At 64.9% G+C, this 18423-nt stretch carries 14 protein-coding genes; 7 read left to right on the top strand and 7 right to left on the bottom strand.

Going from position 1 to position 18423, the window contains the following annotated elements; all coding sequences use genetic code 11:
- Position 1: 1 nt before the first annotated feature.
- A complete protein-coding gene (locus tag J2T47_RS16505) occupies positions 2 to 961 on the bottom strand; it encodes an AAA family ATPase (RefSeq protein ID WP_045211803.1) in 960 nt (319 codons plus the stop codon).
- Positions 962 to 1023: 62 nt separating this feature from the next.
- On the bottom strand, positions 1024 to 1896 hold the full coding sequence (locus tag J2T47_RS16500; protein ID WP_253448852.1) for a DUF1353 domain-containing protein: 873 nt from the start codon (positions 1894 to 1896) through the stop codon (positions 1024 to 1026).
- A 305-nt stretch (positions 1897 to 2201) separates the two neighbouring features.
- Between J2T47_RS16500 and J2T47_RS16495 the strand changes: the two genes are divergently transcribed.
- The gene (locus tag J2T47_RS16495) at positions 2202 to 7064 is read left to right on the top strand and encodes an NAD-glutamate dehydrogenase (RefSeq protein ID WP_253448850.1); all 4863 of its coding nucleotides are present in this window, start codon (positions 2202 to 2204) and stop codon (positions 7062 to 7064) included.
- A gap of 300 nt (positions 7065 to 7364) precedes the next feature.
- Here the strand turns inward: J2T47_RS16495 and J2T47_RS16490 are convergent, their stop codons facing one another.
- Complete coding sequence (locus tag J2T47_RS16490) at positions 7365 to 7580, bottom strand: hypothetical protein (RefSeq protein ID WP_253448848.1); 216 nt, start codon at positions 7578 to 7580, stop codon at positions 7365 to 7367.
- Between the two features lie 199 nt (positions 7581 to 7779).
- Between J2T47_RS16490 and J2T47_RS16485 the strand changes: the two genes are divergently transcribed.
- A complete protein-coding gene (locus J2T47_RS16485) occupies positions 7780 to 8310 on the top strand; it encodes a hypothetical protein (RefSeq protein WP_253448846.1) in 531 nt (176 codons plus the stop codon).
- Here J2T47_RS16485 and J2T47_RS16480 read toward each other — a convergent pair.
- Entirely contained in the window at positions 8301 to 8513 is a 213-nt protein-coding gene (locus J2T47_RS16480) for a DNA-binding protein (RefSeq protein WP_253448844.1), read from the bottom strand. The genes J2T47_RS16485 and J2T47_RS16480 overlap by 10 nt on opposite strands.
- Positions 8514 to 8635: 122 nt before the next feature.
- Between J2T47_RS16480 and J2T47_RS16475 the strand changes: the two genes are divergently transcribed.
- The gene (locus J2T47_RS16475; RefSeq protein ID WP_253448842.1) at positions 8636 to 9049 is read left to right on the top strand and encodes a helix-turn-helix domain-containing protein; all 414 of its coding nucleotides are present in this window, start codon (positions 8636 to 8638) and stop codon (positions 9047 to 9049) included.
- Between the two features lie 9 nt (positions 9050 to 9058).
- On the opposite strand, the gene J2T47_RS16470 is transcribed toward J2T47_RS16475, so the two are convergent.
- Positions 9059 to 9940: a DUF6685 family protein gene (locus J2T47_RS16470; protein ID WP_253448840.1), complete on the bottom strand. Its 882-nt coding sequence runs from the start codon at positions 9938 to 9940 to the stop codon at positions 9059 to 9061.
- A 149-nt stretch (positions 9941 to 10089) separates the two neighbouring features.
- On the opposite strand from J2T47_RS16470, the gene J2T47_RS16465 reads away from it, so the two are divergent.
- Entirely contained in the window at positions 10090 to 10311 is a 222-nt protein-coding gene (locus J2T47_RS16465) for a DUF2835 domain-containing protein (RefSeq protein WP_253448838.1), read from the top strand.
- A 53-nt stretch (positions 10312 to 10364) separates the two neighbouring features.
- On the top strand, positions 10365 to 11390 hold the full coding sequence (locus J2T47_RS16460) for a quinone-dependent dihydroorotate dehydrogenase (RefSeq protein WP_253448835.1): 1026 nt from the start codon (positions 10365 to 10367) through the stop codon (positions 11388 to 11390).
- A 103-nt stretch (positions 11391 to 11493) separates the two neighbouring features.
- On the opposite strand, the gene rmf is transcribed toward J2T47_RS16460, so the two are convergent.
- Positions 11494 to 11712, bottom strand: a complete 219-nt coding sequence (gene rmf / locus J2T47_RS16455) for a ribosome modulation factor (RefSeq protein ID WP_081519407.1) — start codon at positions 11710 to 11712, stop codon at positions 11494 to 11496.
- A gap of 480 nt (positions 11713 to 12192) precedes the next feature.
- Between rmf and rlmKL the strand changes: the two genes are divergently transcribed.
- Both rlmKL and J2T47_RS16445 read left to right on the top strand, forming a co-directional pair.
- Positions 12193 to 14376 carry a bifunctional 23S rRNA (guanine(2069)-N(7))-methyltransferase RlmK/23S rRNA (guanine(2445)-N(2))-methyltransferase RlmL gene (gene rlmKL, locus J2T47_RS16450; protein WP_253448832.1) on the top strand — a complete coding sequence of 728 codons (2184 nt, stop codon included), beginning with the start codon at positions 12193 to 12195 and terminating at the stop codon, positions 14374 to 14376.
- 102 nt (positions 14377 to 14478) lie between these two features.
- Positions 14479 to 16887 carry a sensor domain-containing diguanylate cyclase gene (locus tag J2T47_RS16445; RefSeq protein WP_253448829.1) on the top strand — a complete coding sequence of 803 codons (2409 nt, stop codon included), beginning with the start codon at positions 14479 to 14481 and terminating at the stop codon, positions 16885 to 16887.
- A 38-nt stretch (positions 16888 to 16925) separates the two neighbouring features.
- Here the strand turns inward: J2T47_RS16445 and dacB are convergent, their stop codons facing one another.
- Positions 16926 to 18362: a D-alanyl-D-alanine carboxypeptidase/D-alanyl-D-alanine endopeptidase gene (gene dacB, locus J2T47_RS16440; protein ID WP_081519410.1), complete on the bottom strand. Its 1437-nt coding sequence runs from the start codon at positions 18360 to 18362 to the stop codon at positions 16926 to 16928.
- Positions 18363 to 18423 lie beyond the last annotated feature (61 nt).

The raw sequence follows: 18423 nt of genomic DNA, 5'->3' as shown, positions 1-18423 counted from the left end.
GTCAGGCGACGGCGACCACGTCGAGGATGCGCTGGACCACACGGTCCTGGTCGATCCCGGCGGCTTCCGCCTCGAAGGTGAGGATCAGGCGATGACGCAGCACGTCGAAGAGCATCGCCTGGATGTCCTCGGGGCTGACGAAGTCGCGCCCGGCCAACCAGGCATGGGCGCGTGCGCAGCGGTCCAGGGCGATGGAGCCGCGCGGGCTGGCGCCGTAGGACAGCCATTCGGCCAGCTCGGCGTCGTACTTGGCCGGAGTGCGCGTGGCCATGATCAGTTGTACGAGGTACTCCTCCACGGCGTCGGCCATGTACAGACCGAGGATTTCGTGGCGGGCGGCGAAGATGGCTTCCTGGGTCACCCGGCGCTCCGGCTTCGTCTCGCCGTGCAGGGCTTCGCCACGGGCCTGCTGGAGGATGCGGCGTTCCACGGAGGCTTCCGGGTAGCCGATCTTCACGTGCATGAGGAAGCGGTCGAGCTGGGCTTCGGGCAGCGGGTAGGTGCCTTCCTGCTCGATGGGGTTCTGTGTCGCCATCACCAGGAACAGCGGCGGCAGGTCATAGGTGCTGCGGCCCACGCTGACCTGGCGCTCGGCCATGGCTTCGAGCAGGGCGGACTGCACCTTGGCCGGTGCGCGGTTGATTTCGTCGGCCAGCACCAGGTGGTGGAAGATCGGCCCCTGCTGGAAAACGAAGCTGCCGTTTTCCGGGCGATAGATCTCGGTGCCGGTGATGTCGGCCGGGAGCAGGTCGGGGGTGAACTGGATGCGGTGGAACTCGGCCTCCAGGCCCTCGGCCAGATCCTTGATCGCCTTGGTCTTGGCCAGGCCCGGTGCGCCTTCCACCAGCAGGTGGCCGTCGGCGATCAGGGCGATGAGCAGCCGCTCGATGAGCTTTTCCTGGCCGAGGATCTGGCTGGAGAGATACTGGCGCAGTGCAAGGAGCGACTCACGATGTTCCATCGCGTGGATTTCCTGGGACTAAGGGTGGGGCTGTCGGGCCGCCTACTTTACTGCATCGGCCGTCACTCTTGCAGCGCTGCGCTTCGAGCCGTGTGCGGCGCTAGTGGTTCCCGAGGGGCTTCGAGGCCGGGCAGGGGCGTCAGGCAGCGCAGCGAGGTATTGGGGTTGCGCTGGCGGCGCATGTCGCGCGCCCCGCCATGGACCACGGCGAAGCGATAGACCCGGGCCACCAGACGCGGCATGCCGGCGCGCAGGAGCATGCGGTGGAACAGGTCGTCCGCCTCGGCCTTGGTCACCGGGGCGACGTTGAGGAACTGGTACAGCGCGTCGTGCACCAGGCTCGCGTGGTGCGCCACCGGCCAGAACATCACGCGTTCCTTCTGCCGGCCGTGGCGCAGGCACTGCACGCTTTCCAGGTGTTCCCACCAGTCCGGCGTGCCGAGGGTGGCGAGCCAGAAAAACGGCACCTTTGGCGAACAGCCGTCCCAGGCGTAGGTGCGGGCGCAGCCGAAGTCGTAGCCCACGGTACCGGCAGCGAGGTCCACGTTGGCGGGGCCGGGATTGATGATGATGCGGCCGTCGTGCACCACCAGCCACTCGCTATAGAAGAAGCGGCCGTCGAATACCGGGTCCTCGCAGACCAGCGGGAAGTCGATGTAGTTGATCCACGGCCCGTTGCGGTCGCGACTGCAGAAACCCCACTCGCGCACCGAGCGCTCGCGCGCGGCTTCGACGCGGCGCAGGCGTTCGTCGCGGCCGACGATGCGCGGCAGCAGCACGCCGAGGTAGACCGGGACTGCTCCAATCAGCAGCGGCCGCACGGCCTCGTCGAGGAACAGCCAGGCCAGTACCAGCAGCGCGGCGCCCAGCAGGGTGACCAGCAGGTTATCCAGGTGGCGCAGCAGCGGGCGGTGCAGGGGCGGGTGGCGTTGCATGGCGTCCGTTCCAGGGCAGGAATCACCATGATAGCGCTTTGATATTTCCTGCGGCAGATACGGAACGATCGTACTGCGAAATCGGTCGCCCTTGCCTGGACACGGCGCCTGCATGCCGTTGACCGAATATGTCGCAGCCCCGTAAGCCAGCGCCGGGTGACTCCCGATAAGCTCGGTGGGATCGATGACCGGCCGGTCGCGGCTGTCAATCGAGGGTCACACTGCCCGTCTATACCTGTGGCCCGACACAAGACGATATGCGTTCTACGCTCAATCCAACAAAACGAGCCCAGTGGAGTAACAACATGGCGTTCTTCACCGCAGCCAGCAAAGCCGACTTCCAGCAACAACTGAAAGCGGCCCTGGCGCAGCACGTCGACGACAAGGGTCTGCCACAAGTGGCCCTGTTCGCCGAGCAGTTCTTCGGCTTCATCTCCCTCGACGAATTGACCCAGCGCAGGTTGTCCGACCTGGTCGGCTGCACCTTGTCTTCCTGGCGCCTGTTGGAACGCTTCAAGCCCGCCGAACCTGAAGTGGCGGTCTACAACCCCGATTACGAAAAGCACGGCTGGCAGTCCACCCACACTGCCGTCCAGGTGCTGCACCCGGACCAGCCATTCCTGGTCGACTCGGTGCGCATGGAGCTGAACCGCCGCGGCTACAGCATCCACACCCTGCAGACCAACGTGCTCAGCGTACGCCGCAATGCCAAGGGCGAGCTGCTGGAAATCCTGCCCAAGAACAGCACCGGCAAGGATGTGCACCAGGAATCGCTGATGTACCTGGAGATCGACCGCGTCTCCCAGGCCGGCGAACTGCGCACCCTGGAAAAAGCCCTGCTGGACGTGCTCGGCGAGGTCCGCCTGGCGGTCGCCGACTTCCCGGCCATGCGCACCAAGGCTGAAGAGCTGCTGGCCTGGCTGGGCAAGTCCAAGTCCAAGGCCCGCGCCGAAGAGACCGCCGAGGTGCGTGCCTTCCTCGAGTGGCTGCTGGACAACCACTTCACCTTCCTCGGTTATGAAGAATTCACCGTGCACGATGAGGCCGACGGCGGCCATCTGGTGTACGACGAGAAGGCCTTCCTCGGCCTGACCAAACTGCTGCGCGCCGGCCTGAATAAGGAAGACCTGCACATCGAGGACTACGCAGTCACCTACCTGCGCGAGCCGGTCCTGCTGTCCTTCGCCAAGGCTTCCCAGCCCAGCCGCGTGCACCGTCCGGCCTACCCGGACTACGTGTCGATCCGCGAGATCGATGCCAAGGGCAAGGTCGTCCGCGAGTTCCGCTTCCTCGGCCTGTACACCTCGGCGGTCTACGCCGAGAGCGTGTTCGACATCCCGTTCATCCGTGGCAAGGTCGCCGCGGTGCTGAAGAACTCCGGCTTCGACAGCAAGGCGCACCTGGGCAAGGAACTGGCGCAGATCCTCGAGGTACTGCCGCGCGACGACCTGTTCCAGACCCCGGTGGACGAGCTGTACAACACCGCCATGTCCATCGTGCAGATCCAGGAGCGCAACAAGATCCGCCTGTTCCTGCGCAAGGACCCGTACGGCCGCTTCGCCTACTGCCTGGCCTACGTGCCGCGCGACATCTATTCCACCGAAACGCGGATGAAGATCCAGCAGGTGCTGATGGAGCGCCTGAAGGCCAGCGACTGCGAGTTCTGGACCTTCTTCTCCGAATCCACCCTGGCCCGCGTGCAGTTCATCCTGCGCGTCGATCCGAAGAACCGCATCGACGTCGACGCCGCCCAGCTGGAGCAGGAAGCCATCCAGGCCTGCCGCTCCTGGCAGGACGACTACGCCGCGCTGGTGCTGGAGAACTTCGGCGAAGGGCAGGGCAACAACCTGCTGGAAGACTTCCCGAAAGGCTTCCCGGCCGGCTACCGCGAGCGCTTCGCCCCGCACTTCGCGGTGGTGGACCTGCAGCACCTGTCCAGCCTGTCCGAAAGCCGCCCGCTGGTGATGAGTTTCTATCAGCCGCTGGCCCAGGGAGAGCAGCAGCTGCACTGCAAGCTTTACCACGCCGACACACCGCTGGCGCTGTCGGACGTCCTGCCGATCCTGGAGAACCTCGGCCTGCGCGTGCTCGGCGAGTTCCCCTACCGCCTGCGCCACACCAATGGCCGCGAGTACTGGATTCATGACTTCGCCTTCACCTACGCCGAAGGCCTGGACGTCAACATCCAGGAGCTCAACGAAACCCTGCAGGATGCCTTCGTCCACATCGTCAATGGCGATGCCGAGAACGACGCCTTCAACCGCCTGGTGCTGACCGCCGGCCTGCCGTGGCGCGACGTGGCGCTGCTGCGTGCCTACGCCCGCTACCTCAAGCAGATTCGCCTGGGCTTTGACTTGGGCTACATCGCCAGCGCGCTGAACGCCCATGTGGATATCGCCCGCGAACTGGTGCGCCTGTTCAAGACCCGCTTCTACCTGGCCCGCAAGCTCACCGCCGAGGACCTGGAAGACAAGCAGCAGAAGCTGGAACAGGCCATCCTCACCGCCCTGGACGACGTCCAGGTGCTCAACGAGGACCGCATCCTGCGGCGCTACCTCGACCTGATCAAGGCGACCCTGCGCACCAACTTCTACCAGCCCGACGCGGCCGGGCAGAACAAGAGCTACTTCAGCTTCAAGTTCAACCCCAAGGCCATCCCGGAAATCCCGCGGCCGACGCCGAAGTTCGAAATCTTCGTCTACTGCCCGCGCGTGGAAGGCGTGCACCTGCGCTTCGGCGACGTGGCCCGTGGCGGCCTGCGCTGGTCCGACCGCGAAGAAGACTTCCGTACCGAGGTGCTGGGGCTGGTGAAGGCGCAGCAGGTGAAGAACGCGGTGATCGTGCCCACCGGCGCCAAGGGCGGCTTCATCCCGCGGCGCCTGCCGGTCGGCGGCAGCCGCGATGAAATCCAGGCCGAGGCCATCGCCTGCTACCGCATCTTCATCTCCGGGCTGCTGGACATCACCGACAACATCAAGGAAGGGCAGCTCGTGCCGCCGGCCAACGTGGTGCGCCACGATCCGGACGATCCCTACCTGGTGGTAGCGGCGGACAAGGGCACCGCGACCTTCTCCGACATCGCCAACGGCATCTCCGCCGACTACAACTTCTGGCTCGGCGACGCCTTCGCCTCCGGCGGCTCCGCCGGCTACGACCACAAGGGCATGGGCATCACCGCCCGTGGCGGCTGGGTCTCGGTGCAGCGCCACTTCCGCGAGCGCGGCATCGACGTGCAGAAGGACAACGTCACCGTCATCGGTATCGGCGACATGGCCGGCGACGTGTTCGGCAACGGCCTGCTGATGTCCGACAAGCTGCAGATGGTTGCCGCCTTCAACCACATGCACATCTTCCTCGACCCCAACCCGGATGCGGCGGCGAGCTTTGCCGAGCGCCAGCGCCTGTTCAATCTGCCGCGCTCCAGCTGGGCCGACTACGACGCCTCGCTGATCTCCGCCGGTGGCGGCATCTTCCTGCGCAGCGCCAAGAGCATCACCCTGACTCCGGAAGTGCGCGCACGCTTCGACATCGATGCCGAGCGCCTGACCCCGACCGAGCTGATCCATGCGCTGCTCAAGGCACCCGTGGACCTGCTGTGGAACGGCGGCATCGGCACCTACGTGAAGTCCAGCGATGAAACCCATGCCGACGTCGGCGACAAGGCCAACGATGGCCTGCGCGTAGACGGCCGCGACCTGCGGGTGAAGGTGGTGGGCGAGGGCGGCAACCTTGGCATGACGCAGCTGGCGCGGGTCGAGTTCGGCCTCAATGGCGGCGCCTGCAATACCGACTTCATCGATAACGCCGGTGGTGTGGACTGCTCCGACCACGAGGTGAACATCAAGATCCTGCTCAACGAGGTGGTGACCGCCGGCGACATGACCAGCAAGCAGCGCAACAAGCTGCTGGCGGAAATGACCGATCAGGTCTCCGATCTGGTGCTGGGCAACAACTACAAGCAGACCCAGGCGCTGTCCCTGGCCGAGCGCCGCGCCCGCGAGCGCATCGCCGAGTACAAGCGGCTGATGAGCGACCTGGAAGGCCGCGGCAAGCTGGACCGCGCGCTGGAGTTCCTGCCCACTGACGAAGGCCTCGCTGAGCGCATCGCCGCCGGGCAGGGCCTGACCCGCGCCGAACTGTCGGTGCTGATCTCCTACAGCAAGATCGATCTGAAGGAGCAGCTGCTGGGCTCGCTGGTGCCGGACGATGACTACCTGACCCGCGACATGGAGACGGCCTTCCCGCAGACCCTGGTCGATACCTTCGGCCCGGCCATGCGCAAGCACCGCCTGAAGCGCGAGATCGTCAGCACGCAGATCGCCAACGACCTGATCAACCACATGGGCATCACCTTCGTGCAGCGCCTGAAGGAGTCCACTGGCATGACGCCGGCGAACGTGGCGGGTGCCTACGTGATCGTGCGTGATGTCTTCCATCTGCCCCACTGGTTCCGCCAGATCGAGGCGCTGGACTACCAGGTGCCGGCGGAAGTGCAGCTGACCCTGATGGACGAACTGATGCGTCTGGGCCGCCGTGCGACCCGTTGGTTCCTGCGTAGTCGCCGTAACGAGCAGGATGCCGCCCGCGACGTTGCGCACTTCGGTCCGCGCATCGCCGCGCTGGGCCTGAAGCTCAACGAGCTGCTCGAAGGCCCCACCCGCGAGCTGTGGCAGGCACGCTACCAGGCCTACGTCGATGCTGGCGTGCCGGAGCTGCTGGCGCGCATGGTCGCCGGTACCAGTCACCTCTACACCCTGCTGCCGATCATCGAAGCGGCGGACGTCACCGGCCGTGACCCGGCCGACGTGGCGCGCGCTTACTTCGCCCTGGGCAGCGAGCTGGAACTGACCTGGTACCTGCAGCAGATCAGCTCTCTGCCGGTGGAGAACAACTGGCAGGCGCTGGCCCGTGAAGCCTTCCGCGACGACCTGGACTGGCAGCAGCGGGCGATCACCGTCTCCGTGCTGCAGATGCAGGACGGCCCGGCGGAGATCGATGCGCGCGTGGCGCTCTGGCTGGACCAGCACGCCCCGATGGTGGCCCGCTGGCGCGCCATGCTGGTCGAGCTGCGTGCCTCCACCAGCACCGACTACGCCATGTACGCCGTGGCCAATCGCGAGCTGCTCGACCTGGCGCAGAGCAACCAGCAGGGCGTGTGCCCGGTCTGACGCGCAACGCCTTCAAGACCTTTTGATGCTCCAGCCCCGCCTCGTGCGGGGCTTTTTTTCGGCTCGGGTTTGCGGCTGGATGCTGACGCGAGCTCGCGTCGTGTTCCTTCCTGTGATTCGCAGCGCATGGACGTGCGGAAACGACGGAAATCCCCTGCAGGAGCGCCCCATGGGCGCGATCGCGGGCATGGCCCGCTCCTGCCAGGGAGCGTGGACTTCGGGATGTTCAGCGGGGGGCGAAAATCGTTGCGATGGATGTCGCGGAGAAGAGAGGGTGATGGATCGTACGGAGGTGCAGGATCAGCTCCCGCTCCGCCCATCCACGCGCGGCTCGGTCAGCGCCCGACGGTACTTCGCATAGAGCTCTTCGGACATGTTGCTGGTCCCCAGCATCTTCAGCGCAAAGGACTTCACCTGCTCATCGCTGTAGGGCTCTTGCTGCGGCGCCGGCTGGCTGGCGCAGCCCACCAGCCATAAAGGCAGGGTCAGGGAGAGAAGGGCGAGGGCACGGTTCATGGTTTTCACACGCAGGCTGGTTCGGGATGGTTGTCAGGCTATCAACCGCTCGAGGCGAGCAGAAATCATCCCGTTCAATAATGAGTATTGGTTCGGGTGACTTGGGACGTCTTTTTCCTGCGGAAAGTTCCCGGCAGCGGCGTTTTACGGCGAATGCGGATATCCTTTCCGGCTGTTCATCCCTATTCAGGACCTCCCCATGAAAGCGCAACTCGTCGAACTCCTCACCCTGATCAGCTCCGGCTGCCTCGGTGAAGACGAGATCCAGCAGGTCGCCGACGAGGCTTCGCAGGCCTACGCCGATCCGGCGGCCTTCCTCGCCGCCAATCCGGACATCAACTACGACGACGATTTCCCCATCCCGCTGGGTGAGTGGGTGGTGGTGGGCAGCCTGCCGGAAATCGTGCTGTTCATGGGCGACAGTTATGAGGAGCTGTTCGGCGAGATCCGTGCCTCCTTTGACCCGAGCGTGAGCTTCGTGCTGCAGGCCAAGCAACTGCGCAAGGCCGAACCGCTTGCCGCGCTGAACCGCATCCAGACTCAGCTCGGTGCGCTGTACCCGGAAAAGGGCGGCTACGTGCTGGTGGACTTCAGCGAGCCGCTGGATACCGCGTTGCAGTGCGTGCTGGTCTATCGCAATGACCTGGAGCGCGTCCTGGCGCTCTGCGTGGATATCGGCATTCCCGCCGTACCGGCGCTGCAGGCCGCCCAGGAGGCGGATCAGGCCTGATCAGGCTGGGTCATCAGCAGCAGGGCGCCCAGGTCGATGAGGACCTGGCCGCCCAGGCGGAGAGTTGGTATCGCTCCCTGATCGATCCAGCCTTGCACAATGGCGGGACGATCGTTCAGACCGACCAGCTGCGCAAAGCGCTGGGGCGTCACGTAATAGCCACCGGCGACCAGGTCCGGGCTGAATTCGCTTTCCTCGTTCATGCTGTGTCCCGCACCATCCCGTCTCTTTGATCCACGGCCATTGCTCGCGGCTTGGGCAGCGAATTTATCCTAGTTGTTAGGGTGTTTTTCCAGGCTTTGGCGGTCTCGGAGATGGATGACGCATGATGAAGAAACGTTTCCTGTTCACCGCGGGAGAAAGACTACGGGCGCTTCGCTCGTTGACGGGACTGTCACGCCGGGCCTTCGCCGAAACGGTCGACATGAAGCCCAAGGATGTGGAGAACATCGAGTACGGCAACCAGCGCATGCGCGACCTTGATTTCCAGAAGGTCTGCAGCGTGTATCCGGACTTCGCCCGCTGGATCACCTATGAAGGGCCGATCGACTCGGAGGAGGTGAACTGGAAGGTGGAGGACTCCGCCCAGCGCGCGGCGGTCTACCTGGTGAAGAGTAATCCGCAGCTGCTGGCGACCCTTGGGCTCAGCCTGGAAGAGTGGCGAGCCCGACATCATGAGGTGCTGGAAAGCCTGGACGAGGAAGAGCGCCTGCTCGGCGAGGATGCGCCTGAGGAATGACCGGGCGGGTCAGGCAGTCTTGCCGGCGCGGCGCAGATAGGCGATCACATCCGGCGCACCGGCCTCCCGCAGCCCCTGACCGAAGGCGTCGGACTGCGGATGGTCCCGAGGCAGCAACAGACTCTCCGGGGTTTCGGAGTTGAACAGGCCGAAGCGGGCATAGGGCATGCCGGTCTCCAGCAGCAGTTCCATGAAGGACGCGTCGCTCCAGGCCTTGGCCGGCATGGCCAGCATGTGGAAGTCACGCTCCAGTTCATCCAGCACGGACGCTTGCAGTTCGAAGCGCTGGATACTTGCCGGCAGAATGATCTCCAGCCCCCGGCGGCGGGCGTAGACCACTGCGTTGGCCAGTTCGCAGGGATGATTGTCGTCTTCCCGGAACAACCGCGCGCCGTGCCAGCCCGCACTGCGTAATTGCAGTGGCGCCTTGCGCTCGAAACCGGGAAGGGCCACGCCCAGCACCTTGGTGAAGTCGTTGTAGCTGATGATCCGCACCTTGCGGCACTGCTCGCAGTTGGAGAGTTCTTCGAGCCCCGCCAGGGAACTATCGAGCAGGCTGCGGCAGCAGAGGCCATCGATGCTTCGAATGTCGACGGCGGGATGCTCTTCGCGGTGGCTGGCCACCAGGCGCTTGAGAACGCTGTGGATGCGCGCCTTGTCTTCCTGCACCGGGCCGGACAGCGCGCCGCGCGGCAGGTCGATCAGCCGGTAAAGCGGCGCGCCGGATTGCCAGCCCAGACCGGCGGGCCAGTCGGGCAGGGATTCGAAAGGCAGGGACAGGCTCCGGCTGCGCTCGGCGACGTTCCGCCCATCGGTACTGCCGATGCCCAGGCGCTGGGCGAAGGCGGCCAGCCGGCTGGTCACGCTGCGGGGGCGAGGTGGTTGACTCATGGACGACGCAAGACTCCCGATGGCCAGCAGGTCAGTGCAGGAAGCGCCGGGCCCGATGCGCGGCGAATTGCCCTAAGCATAGAAAACCCTGGCGCTGTTGGGCGCATGCGTTGTGGCAAAATTCTTTCCTTCACTTGCTGGAGGCCTCCATGGCTTGCGTTGTGCTGGATATATCCCTGTCGGCGGAGCGGCTGCAGGCGCTCTATAGCGGGCATGCCAACCGGGTCCAGGTGACCAGTCGCGATGGCCGACGGGTCAATCTGCCGGCCCATCACCTGCGTCCATTCGTCACTCACTCCGGAGTCCACGGCAGCTTCGAGCTGGAATTCGACGACTCCGGGCGGCTGCTGGCGCTGCGTCGCCTCGCGTGAGCGAGGGCGGGCTGGCTATAATAGCGCCCCATTTTGCCGACCGATGCCCGACCATGTACAGCCTGGCCCGCGAGCTCCTGTTCAAGCTCTCCCCGGAAACTTCCCATGAATTGTCCATCGACCTGATCGGCGCGGGTGGCCGTCTGGGCCTCAACGGCCTGCTGACCCAGGCGCCGAAAAGCCTGCCAGTAATGGTCATGGGGCTGGAATTCGCCAACCCCGTAGGGCTGGCCGCCGGCCTGGACAAGAACGGCGACGCCATCGACGGCTTCGCCCAGCTGGGCTTCGGTTTCGTCGAGATCGGCACCGTCACCCCGCGTCCGCAGCCGGGCAACCCCAAGCCGCGCATCTTCCGCCTGCCGCAGGCCACCGCGATCATCAACCGCATGGGCTTCAACAACCATGGCGTCGATCACCTGATCGAGCGGGTCAAGGCAGCGAAGTACAAGGGCGTGCTGGGTATCAACATCGGCAAGAACTTCGATACCCCGGTCGAGCGTGCGGTCGATGACTACCTGATCTGCCTGGACAAGGTCTACGCCCACGCCAGCTACGTCACGGTCAACGTCAGCTCGCCGAATACCCCCGGCCTGCGCAGCCTGCAGTTCGGCGACTCGCTCAAGCAACTGCTCGAAGCGCTGCGCCAGCGCCAGGAAGACCTGGCCGTGCAGCACGGCCGCCGTGTTCCGCTGGCGATCAAGATCGCCCCCGACATGAGCGACGAGGAAACCGCGATGGTCGCCGCCGCCCTGATCGAGTCGGGTATGGATGCGGTGATCGCCACCAACACCACCCTGGGGCGCGAGGGCGTCGAGCACCTGCCGTTCGGCAACGAGGCGGGTGGCCTGTCGGGCGCTCCGGTGCGCGAAAAGAGTACCCACATCGTCAAGGTGCTGGCGGGTGAGCTGGGCGGTCGTCTGCCGATCATCGCCGCTGGCGGCATCACCGAAGGTGCCCATGCAGCAGAGAAGATCGCGGCGGGTGCGAGCCTGGTGCAGATCTACTCGGGGTTCATCTACAAGGGCCCGGCGCTGATCCGCGAGGCGGTGGATGCCATTGCGGCGGCGAAGCGGGCATAAGGTCAGGCAGGAGAAATAAGTAGGGCTCCTTTCGGAGCCCTTGGGCTTGCGCCCTTTTCCGCCCGGATGGGGCGGCTTGGGGAAGTCGTGGGTGACCCTGGATTCAGCCTGTTGCGTGCTGCAATTGGTTCACTCGTTGAATACCGGCGGCGCCGGTCAAACCATCCCAGTTGTCGCCGCGGCCCTCACGCCAGCCGTTGAGCCAGGATTGCCGGGTAGTGGGATGGGTAAACGGACAGAGGTCGCGAGATTTTCCAGTAATGCCGTGCTGATAACCGCGCAAAAAGGCTCTTTCCAACGGATCACGCTTAAGTCTTCTCATAGGGTGTTGCCCTCACTTGTTGACTGTTATGTCCCGTTGGCCCCCCAGGGAGGCCGGGCGGAATATTCCGCCAATGGGGCGCATTGCCGGCGTGACGCGCCCCGCCCGACACCGTTGCGGTGAAGGATTACCCCGAGTTCTATCGAAAGGTTCCGGGGCTGTGAATGACCAATTTGTCATAAGGACGTAACTCTTATGGGTTTGGGCCATAAGGTTCGTCCGGTTTGCAAAATGCCAGTACGGCATAACCCGCCAGGGGCGGGAGCTTGCCAAGGATCAAGAGGAATGTGTGTCTAATTGAGACCACCTCTCGTTCCGACGAGTGGGATGACTTTCTGCGACGCGAGGCCGCAGGCCGGTTGCCGGTCCATCCCTGAAAATGATGACAGGGGTTGCCTGGGTTCTCTCGAATGAACCCAAGGTGGCCGACAAGGCCATTAGCGGCTTTGATGAAAGGGCTGCGGCCCGGGAACTATTTGCATGTCGGATTTGCACGATCTCTTCCTCACCTGCCCGAAAGGGCTCGATGGCCTTTTGCTGGAGGAAGCCCAGGCACTCGGGCTGACCGAGGCGCGCGCCCAGGTTTCGGCCATTCGTGGCAAGGGCGACCTGGAGACGGCCTACCGCCTGTGCCTCTGGTCGCGCCTGGCCAACCGCGTGCTGCTGGTGCTGTCGCGCTTCCCGGTGAGCAACGCCGAAGATCTCTACCTGGGCGTCAATGCCGTGTCCTGGAGCGACCACCTGGATGCCGGCGGCAGCCTGGCGGTGGAGTTCAGCGGCAAGGGCTCGGGCATCGACAACACCCACTTCGGCGCACTGAAGGTGAAGGACGCCATCGTCGACAACCTGCGCGCCGAGTTCGGCAAGCGCCCGACCGTGGACAAGGTCAACCCGGACATCCGCGTGCACCTGCATCTGGATCGTGGCCAGGCGGTCCTGTCGCTGGACCTGTCCGGCCACAGCCTGCACCAGCGTGGCTACCGCCTGCAGCAGGGCGCCGCTCCTCTGAAGGAAAACCTTGCCGCTGCCGTGCTGATCCGTGCCGGTTGGCCGAAGATCGCCGCCGAAGGAGGTGCGCTGTCCGACCCGATGTGCGGCGTGGGCACCTTCCTCATCGAAGCCGGCCTGATCGCCGCCGATGTGGCGCCGAACCTCAAGCGCGAGCGCTGGGGCTTCAGCAACTGGCTGGGCCACGTGCCGGCGATCTGGAAGAAACTCATCGAAGAGGCGCAGCAGCGTGCGGAAGTCGGCCTGGCCAGGACACCGCTGTGGATTCGTGGCTACGAAGCCGACCCGCGCCTGATCCAGCCGGCGCGCAACAACATCGAGCGCTCCGGCCTGGCCGAGTGGGTGAAGATCTACCAGGGTGAGCTGGCCACCTTCGAGCCGCGCCCGGACAAGGGCCAGAAGGGCCTGATCATCTGTAACCCGCCTTACGGTGAACGCCTGGGTGATGAAGCCAGCCTGCTTTACCTCTATCAGCACCTGGGCGAGCGCCTGCGCCAGAGCTGCCTGGGCTGGAGCGCCGGTATCTTCACCGGTGCGCCGGAGCTGGGCAAGCGCATGGGCATCCGCAGTCACAAGCAGTACGCCTTCTTCAACGGCGCGCTGCCCTGCAAGCTGATCATGCTCGACGTGGAGCCTCGCCAGTTCGTGACCGGCGAGCGTGGCGAACGCAGCGATGCCGCTCCGCCCCAGGGTGCCGCGGTGATCGAACAGGCGCGTCTGAGCGAAGGCGGGCAGATGTTCGCCAACCGCCTGCAGAAGAACGTCAAGGCGCTGGGCAAGTGGGCGCGCAAGGAAAAGATCGAGTGCTACCGGGTGTACGACGCCGACATGCCCGAGTACGCCCTGGCCGTGGACCTCTACCGCGACTGGGCGCACGTGCAGGAATACGCGGCGCCCAAGTCCATCGACCCGGAGAAGGCGCAGATCCGTCTGCTCGACGCGCTCGCCGCGTTGCCGCAGGCGCTGGGCATTCCCACCGAGCGCATCGTGATCAAGCGTCGCGAGCGCCAGTCCGGCAAGAAGCAGTACGAACGGCAGAACGCCGAAGGCCGCTTCATGGAGGTCGAAGAGGGCGGCGTGAAGCTGCTGGTCAACCTGACCGACTACCTCGACACCGGCCTGTTCCTCGACCACCGCCCGATCCGCCTGCGCATCCAGCGCGAGTCTGCCGGCAAGCGCTTCCTCAACCTGTTCTGCTACACCGCCACGGCCACCGTACATGCCGCCAAGGGCGATGCGCGCAGCACCACCAGCGTTGACCTGTCGAAGACCTACCTGGACTGGGCGCGGCGCAACCTGTCGCTCAACGGCTTCTCCGACAAACAGCGTCTGGTGCAGAGCGACGTCATGGAGTGGCTGCGCGAGGACCGCGGCGAATACGACCTGGTGTTCATCGACCCGCCGACCTTCTCCAACTCCAAGCGCATGGAAGGCGTTTTCGATGTGCAGCGCGACCACGTTGAACTGATCGACCTGGCCATGGCGCGACTGGCCAGGGGCGGGGTGCTGTACTTCTCCAACAACTTCCGCAAGTTCGAACTGGATGAAGGGCTGGCAGCGCGTTACCAGGTCGAGGAAATCAGCGCCCAGACGCTGGACCAGGATTTTGCCCGCAACAGCAAGATCCACCGTGCCTGGCGCATCAGCGTACGTTGAGGCCCGAGCGGCGCGCGGCCTGGGCCGTGCGTCGTGCCAAAGCTGGGCAAATGGCCATCGGCTGCTATAAAAACTGAGTCACCCTGAGAGTTGGGAAAGCGCATGACTCAGTTGCCGGCCTATGAGCAGTTGCCCGCCGCTCAGGGAGTCGCCAGCCAGAAGAAGGCCCTGCGTGCCGCCGGCGTCGTGCTGGTGGCTGGCCTGTTGCTGACGGCCTTGCTGGGCTGGAATGTGTGGCGCAATGCACGCACCTTCCTGGAGCAGCAGTTTTCCCTCGCCGCCAACGAGCGGATCGAGCGCGTCCGCGAGCGGCTATCGAATCAGCAGAGCGAACTGGAATCGATCCAGCGCTTCTTTGAGAACTCCACGAAGGTTTCCCGTGAGGAGTTCGAACACTTCGTCAGTCCATTGCTGGGCGACACGCTGGGTTACGCCTGGCTGCCGCGCGTGGATCAGCATCAGCGCGCCGCCTTTGAAGCCCGCGCCCATGATGCCGGCATGCTCGACTACATGCTTTTCGAGCTGGACCTGCAGGGCCAGCCGATCCCGGCGCAGGTTCGCGAGCGCTATTTTCCCGTCCTCTATGGCGCTTCCGAATACCTGCAGGAGATGCCCCTGGGCCTGGACCTCAACTCGACCCTGCCGGGGCGCGAGCTGACCCAGCGAGTGGTGAAGACGCGCTCGGTAGCGGCCTCGATGCCCGTGGTCCTGCCCGGTGCGCCGCCGGCGGATTCCACCGGTCTGCTGCTGGCGGCGCCACTCTATCGCAGCAGCACGCCCAGCCCGACAGCCGAAACCCGAGTCGGCATCCAGGGCATTCTGTTGGCGGCGATCAGCTACCGCCTGCTCATCGAGCAGGGATCGGAAGCACGCGGCGAGCAGCTGGCGCTGACGCTGCGCGATGCTGGCGACCCGCGTCCGGATGTGCCGCTGTATCGCAGCCCGGTAGCGGCTGATCAGACGGCGGGACTGGTTGCCGAGCGGCACCTGCCGTTTGCCGGCCGCGACTACCTGGTGCGCGTCGAGCCTTCCAGCGACTTCCTGCGGCGTAACCAGGGGCACCCGCAGCTCTGGGTGGCGTTCGCTGGCGGGCTGACTTCGCTGTTGCTGGCCGGCTATGTGCTGGCGCTGCTGGGGCAACGCCAGCGCGCCCTGCAACTGGTGGACGAGCGCACCGCTGAACTGCGGGCCAACCAGCTGGAGCTGCAGGAGAACCAGGCGCGCCTGCATTTCGCCATGGACAGCGCTGGCCATGGCGTCTGGGACTGGAGCCTGGATACCGGCAACGTGTTCTATTCCCATGCCTGGAAGGCCATGCTCGGTTACCGCGACAGCGAGGTGGGCGCGACCACCGACGAGAGCCTGAGCCGGGTCCATGCCGATGACAAGGACGCGCGCTGCGATGCGTTGCGCCGGCATCTTCGCGGCGAAACCTCGCTGTATCAGAGTGAGCACCGGTTGCGCTGCAAGAGTGGTCGCTGGCTCTGGGTGCTGGATCGTGGCCAGGTGGTGGAGCGCGACAACAATGGTTCGCCACGTCGCATGATTGGCACCCAGACCGACATCAGTTCGCGCAAGGCCGCCGAACTGGAGCTGGGCGAGGTCAACAGTCGCCTGCACGGACTGCTCGATGCGGCGACCCAGGTGGCCATCGTCTCGACCGATCTGCGCGGCTTCGTGCGCAGCTTCAACGTGGGCGCCGAGCGCATGTTCGGCTACAGCGCCCAGGAGGTGATCGGGCGGCCGGTGCCGGAGAATGTCTTCGTCAAGGACGAGATCCGTCGCCGCGCGCAGGACCTGTCGAGCATTCTTGGACGGGAGATTCGCGGCTTCGACGTCGTCGGTGCTCTCGTGGGCGAGGGGCACGAGGAGCACGAGTGGACCTGCGTGCGCCGTGATGGCCGGCAGCTGAAGATCAATCTGATCATTACCGGCGTGCGCGATTCTGCGGGCAACACCACGGGATTCCTGGGCGTCGCCACCGACATTACCCGGCGCAAGGAGGCGGAGATGGAGTTGCGGCGCCTGTCAGTCACCGACGCGCTGACGGGCATCCACAATCGCCGCTACTTCAAGGAGCAACTGGATCAGGCCATGGCGCGCTGTGCCCGCAGTGGCGAGCCGTTGTCGCTGGTGATGTTCGACATCGACCACTTCAAGGACATCAATGACCGCTTCGGTCACGAGGCGGGGGATATCGTGCTGGTCACCCTGTGTCAGCGCATCGCGCAGCGCTTGCGCAAAGTCGATGTGTTCTGCCGGATCGGTGGCGAGGAACTGGTGGTGCTCTGCCCGGGGAGCACCACGGACCAGGCCTGGCAACTGGCAGAGGCACTCTGGAGGGCCCTGCGCGGGCAGCCGATGGAGGGTGTCGGTGTGGTGACGGCGAGCTTTGGCGTTGCTTCCTGGTGCCCTGGCGAAAGCGCGGACGACCTGATGCGCAAGGTGGACCGCGCGGTGTATCGCGCCAAGCGACTGGGACGGGATCGTCTGGAGAAGGTCGAAGCCTGATGCGAAGACCCCGGCCAGTTGGCCGGGGTCACGTGGGGTCAGCGCTTGGTGCTGCTGTAGAGGTCGAGCAACACCTGATCGAGGATCGACGAGGCACCCCACGGCCGGTTGCTGTTGAGGATTGCCACTACTACCCAGGTGCGGCCGTTGGCGTCGCGGCTGAAGCCGGCGAGCGCGCGTACGGTGTTCAGGGTACCGGTCTTCACGTGGGCTTCGCCGGCCATGGGCGTGCCACGCAGGCGTTTGCGCATGGTGCCGTCCTTCGCCACGATCGGTAGCGAGGAGATGTACTCCGCGGCGTAGGGGCTGTGCCACGCAGCCTGGAGCATGGCGGCCATTTCGCGGGCGCTGACTCGCTCGTCGCGGGACAGGCCCGAACCGTTTTCCATCACCAGATGGCTCGCGGTGATGCCCTTGCGCGCCAGCCACTGGCGGATCACCCGCTGGGCGGCCTGGGCGTCGTCTGCGTCGGCGCCATTGCGATACTGGCGGCCGACCGAGAGGAACAGCTGGCGGGCCATGGTGTTGTTACTGAACTTGTTGATGTCGCGGATGATTTCCACGACGTCCGGCGACATGGCGCGGGCTACCAGGGTGGCGTTCTTCGGCACGGTACCTTCGCGGTCCTTGCCGAGGATGCTGCCGCCCAGCTCCTGCCAGATACCGCGCACGGCGCCGGCGGTATAGGCGGGGTGCTCGAGAAGGGACATGTAGGTCTGGGCGCTGCAGCCCTGCGGAATCTGCCCGGTGGCGACCAGCGAAGTGCCGTCGAACTGGGTCACCGGGTTGAAGCGCAGCTTCGGCCAGGCTGGGCAGGCTGCGGCCTTGCTCACCTGGATCTGGTTGTCGATACGCACGTTCGCCAGCGGCGGGTCCATCAGCACGGTGGCCTTGCTGCCTTCGGTGCGGATCACCAGACGCACGCTCTTCAGGTTGACCATCAGAGAATCCGGGCCGACCAGGAATGGCTTGTTGTCGTCGCCGCCGTCGTCGTTGAAGACCGGCAGTTGCGGGATGTTGAAATAGCTGCGATCCAGCACCAGGTCGCCGGTGACCTTGTTCACGCCATTGGCGCGCAGGTCGCGCATCATCAGCCAGAGCTTCTCCAGGTTCAGCTTCGGGTCGCCGCCGCCCTTGAGATAGAGGTTGCCGTTGAGGGTGCCGTCCTTGAGCTGGCCGTCGGTGTAGAACTCGGTCTGCCACTGGTAGGTCGGGCCGAGCATTTCCAGGGCAGCATAGGTGGTGAACAGTTTCATAGTCGACGCCGGGTTCACCGAGACGTCAGCGTTGAAATAGGTGGCGTTGCCGGGGCCTTCCAGGGGAATCATCACCAGCGACAGGGCGTCGTCGGTGAGCTTGCTGGCCCTCAGCGCTTTCTGTACACGTTCGGGCAGGGTGCTGTTGATCTGGGCAACGGCCGGCAAGGCGAAGGGCAATAAGGTAGCGAGAGCGAGGACACGCAGAGACTTGAACATAGAAAAGATGACATCCCAGTGGTCGGGCATTGACTTGAAAAAATGAAAAGATGAAGCGCAA

It is taken from the genome of Pseudomonas nitroreducens (assembly GCF_024170165.1).
Lineage (GTDB): Bacteria > Pseudomonadota > Gammaproteobacteria > Pseudomonadales > Pseudomonadaceae > Pseudomonas > Pseudomonas nitroreducens_C.
Note: the sequence above shows the minus strand (reverse complement) of the source record. Positions and strands in the feature narration are given on the sequence as shown.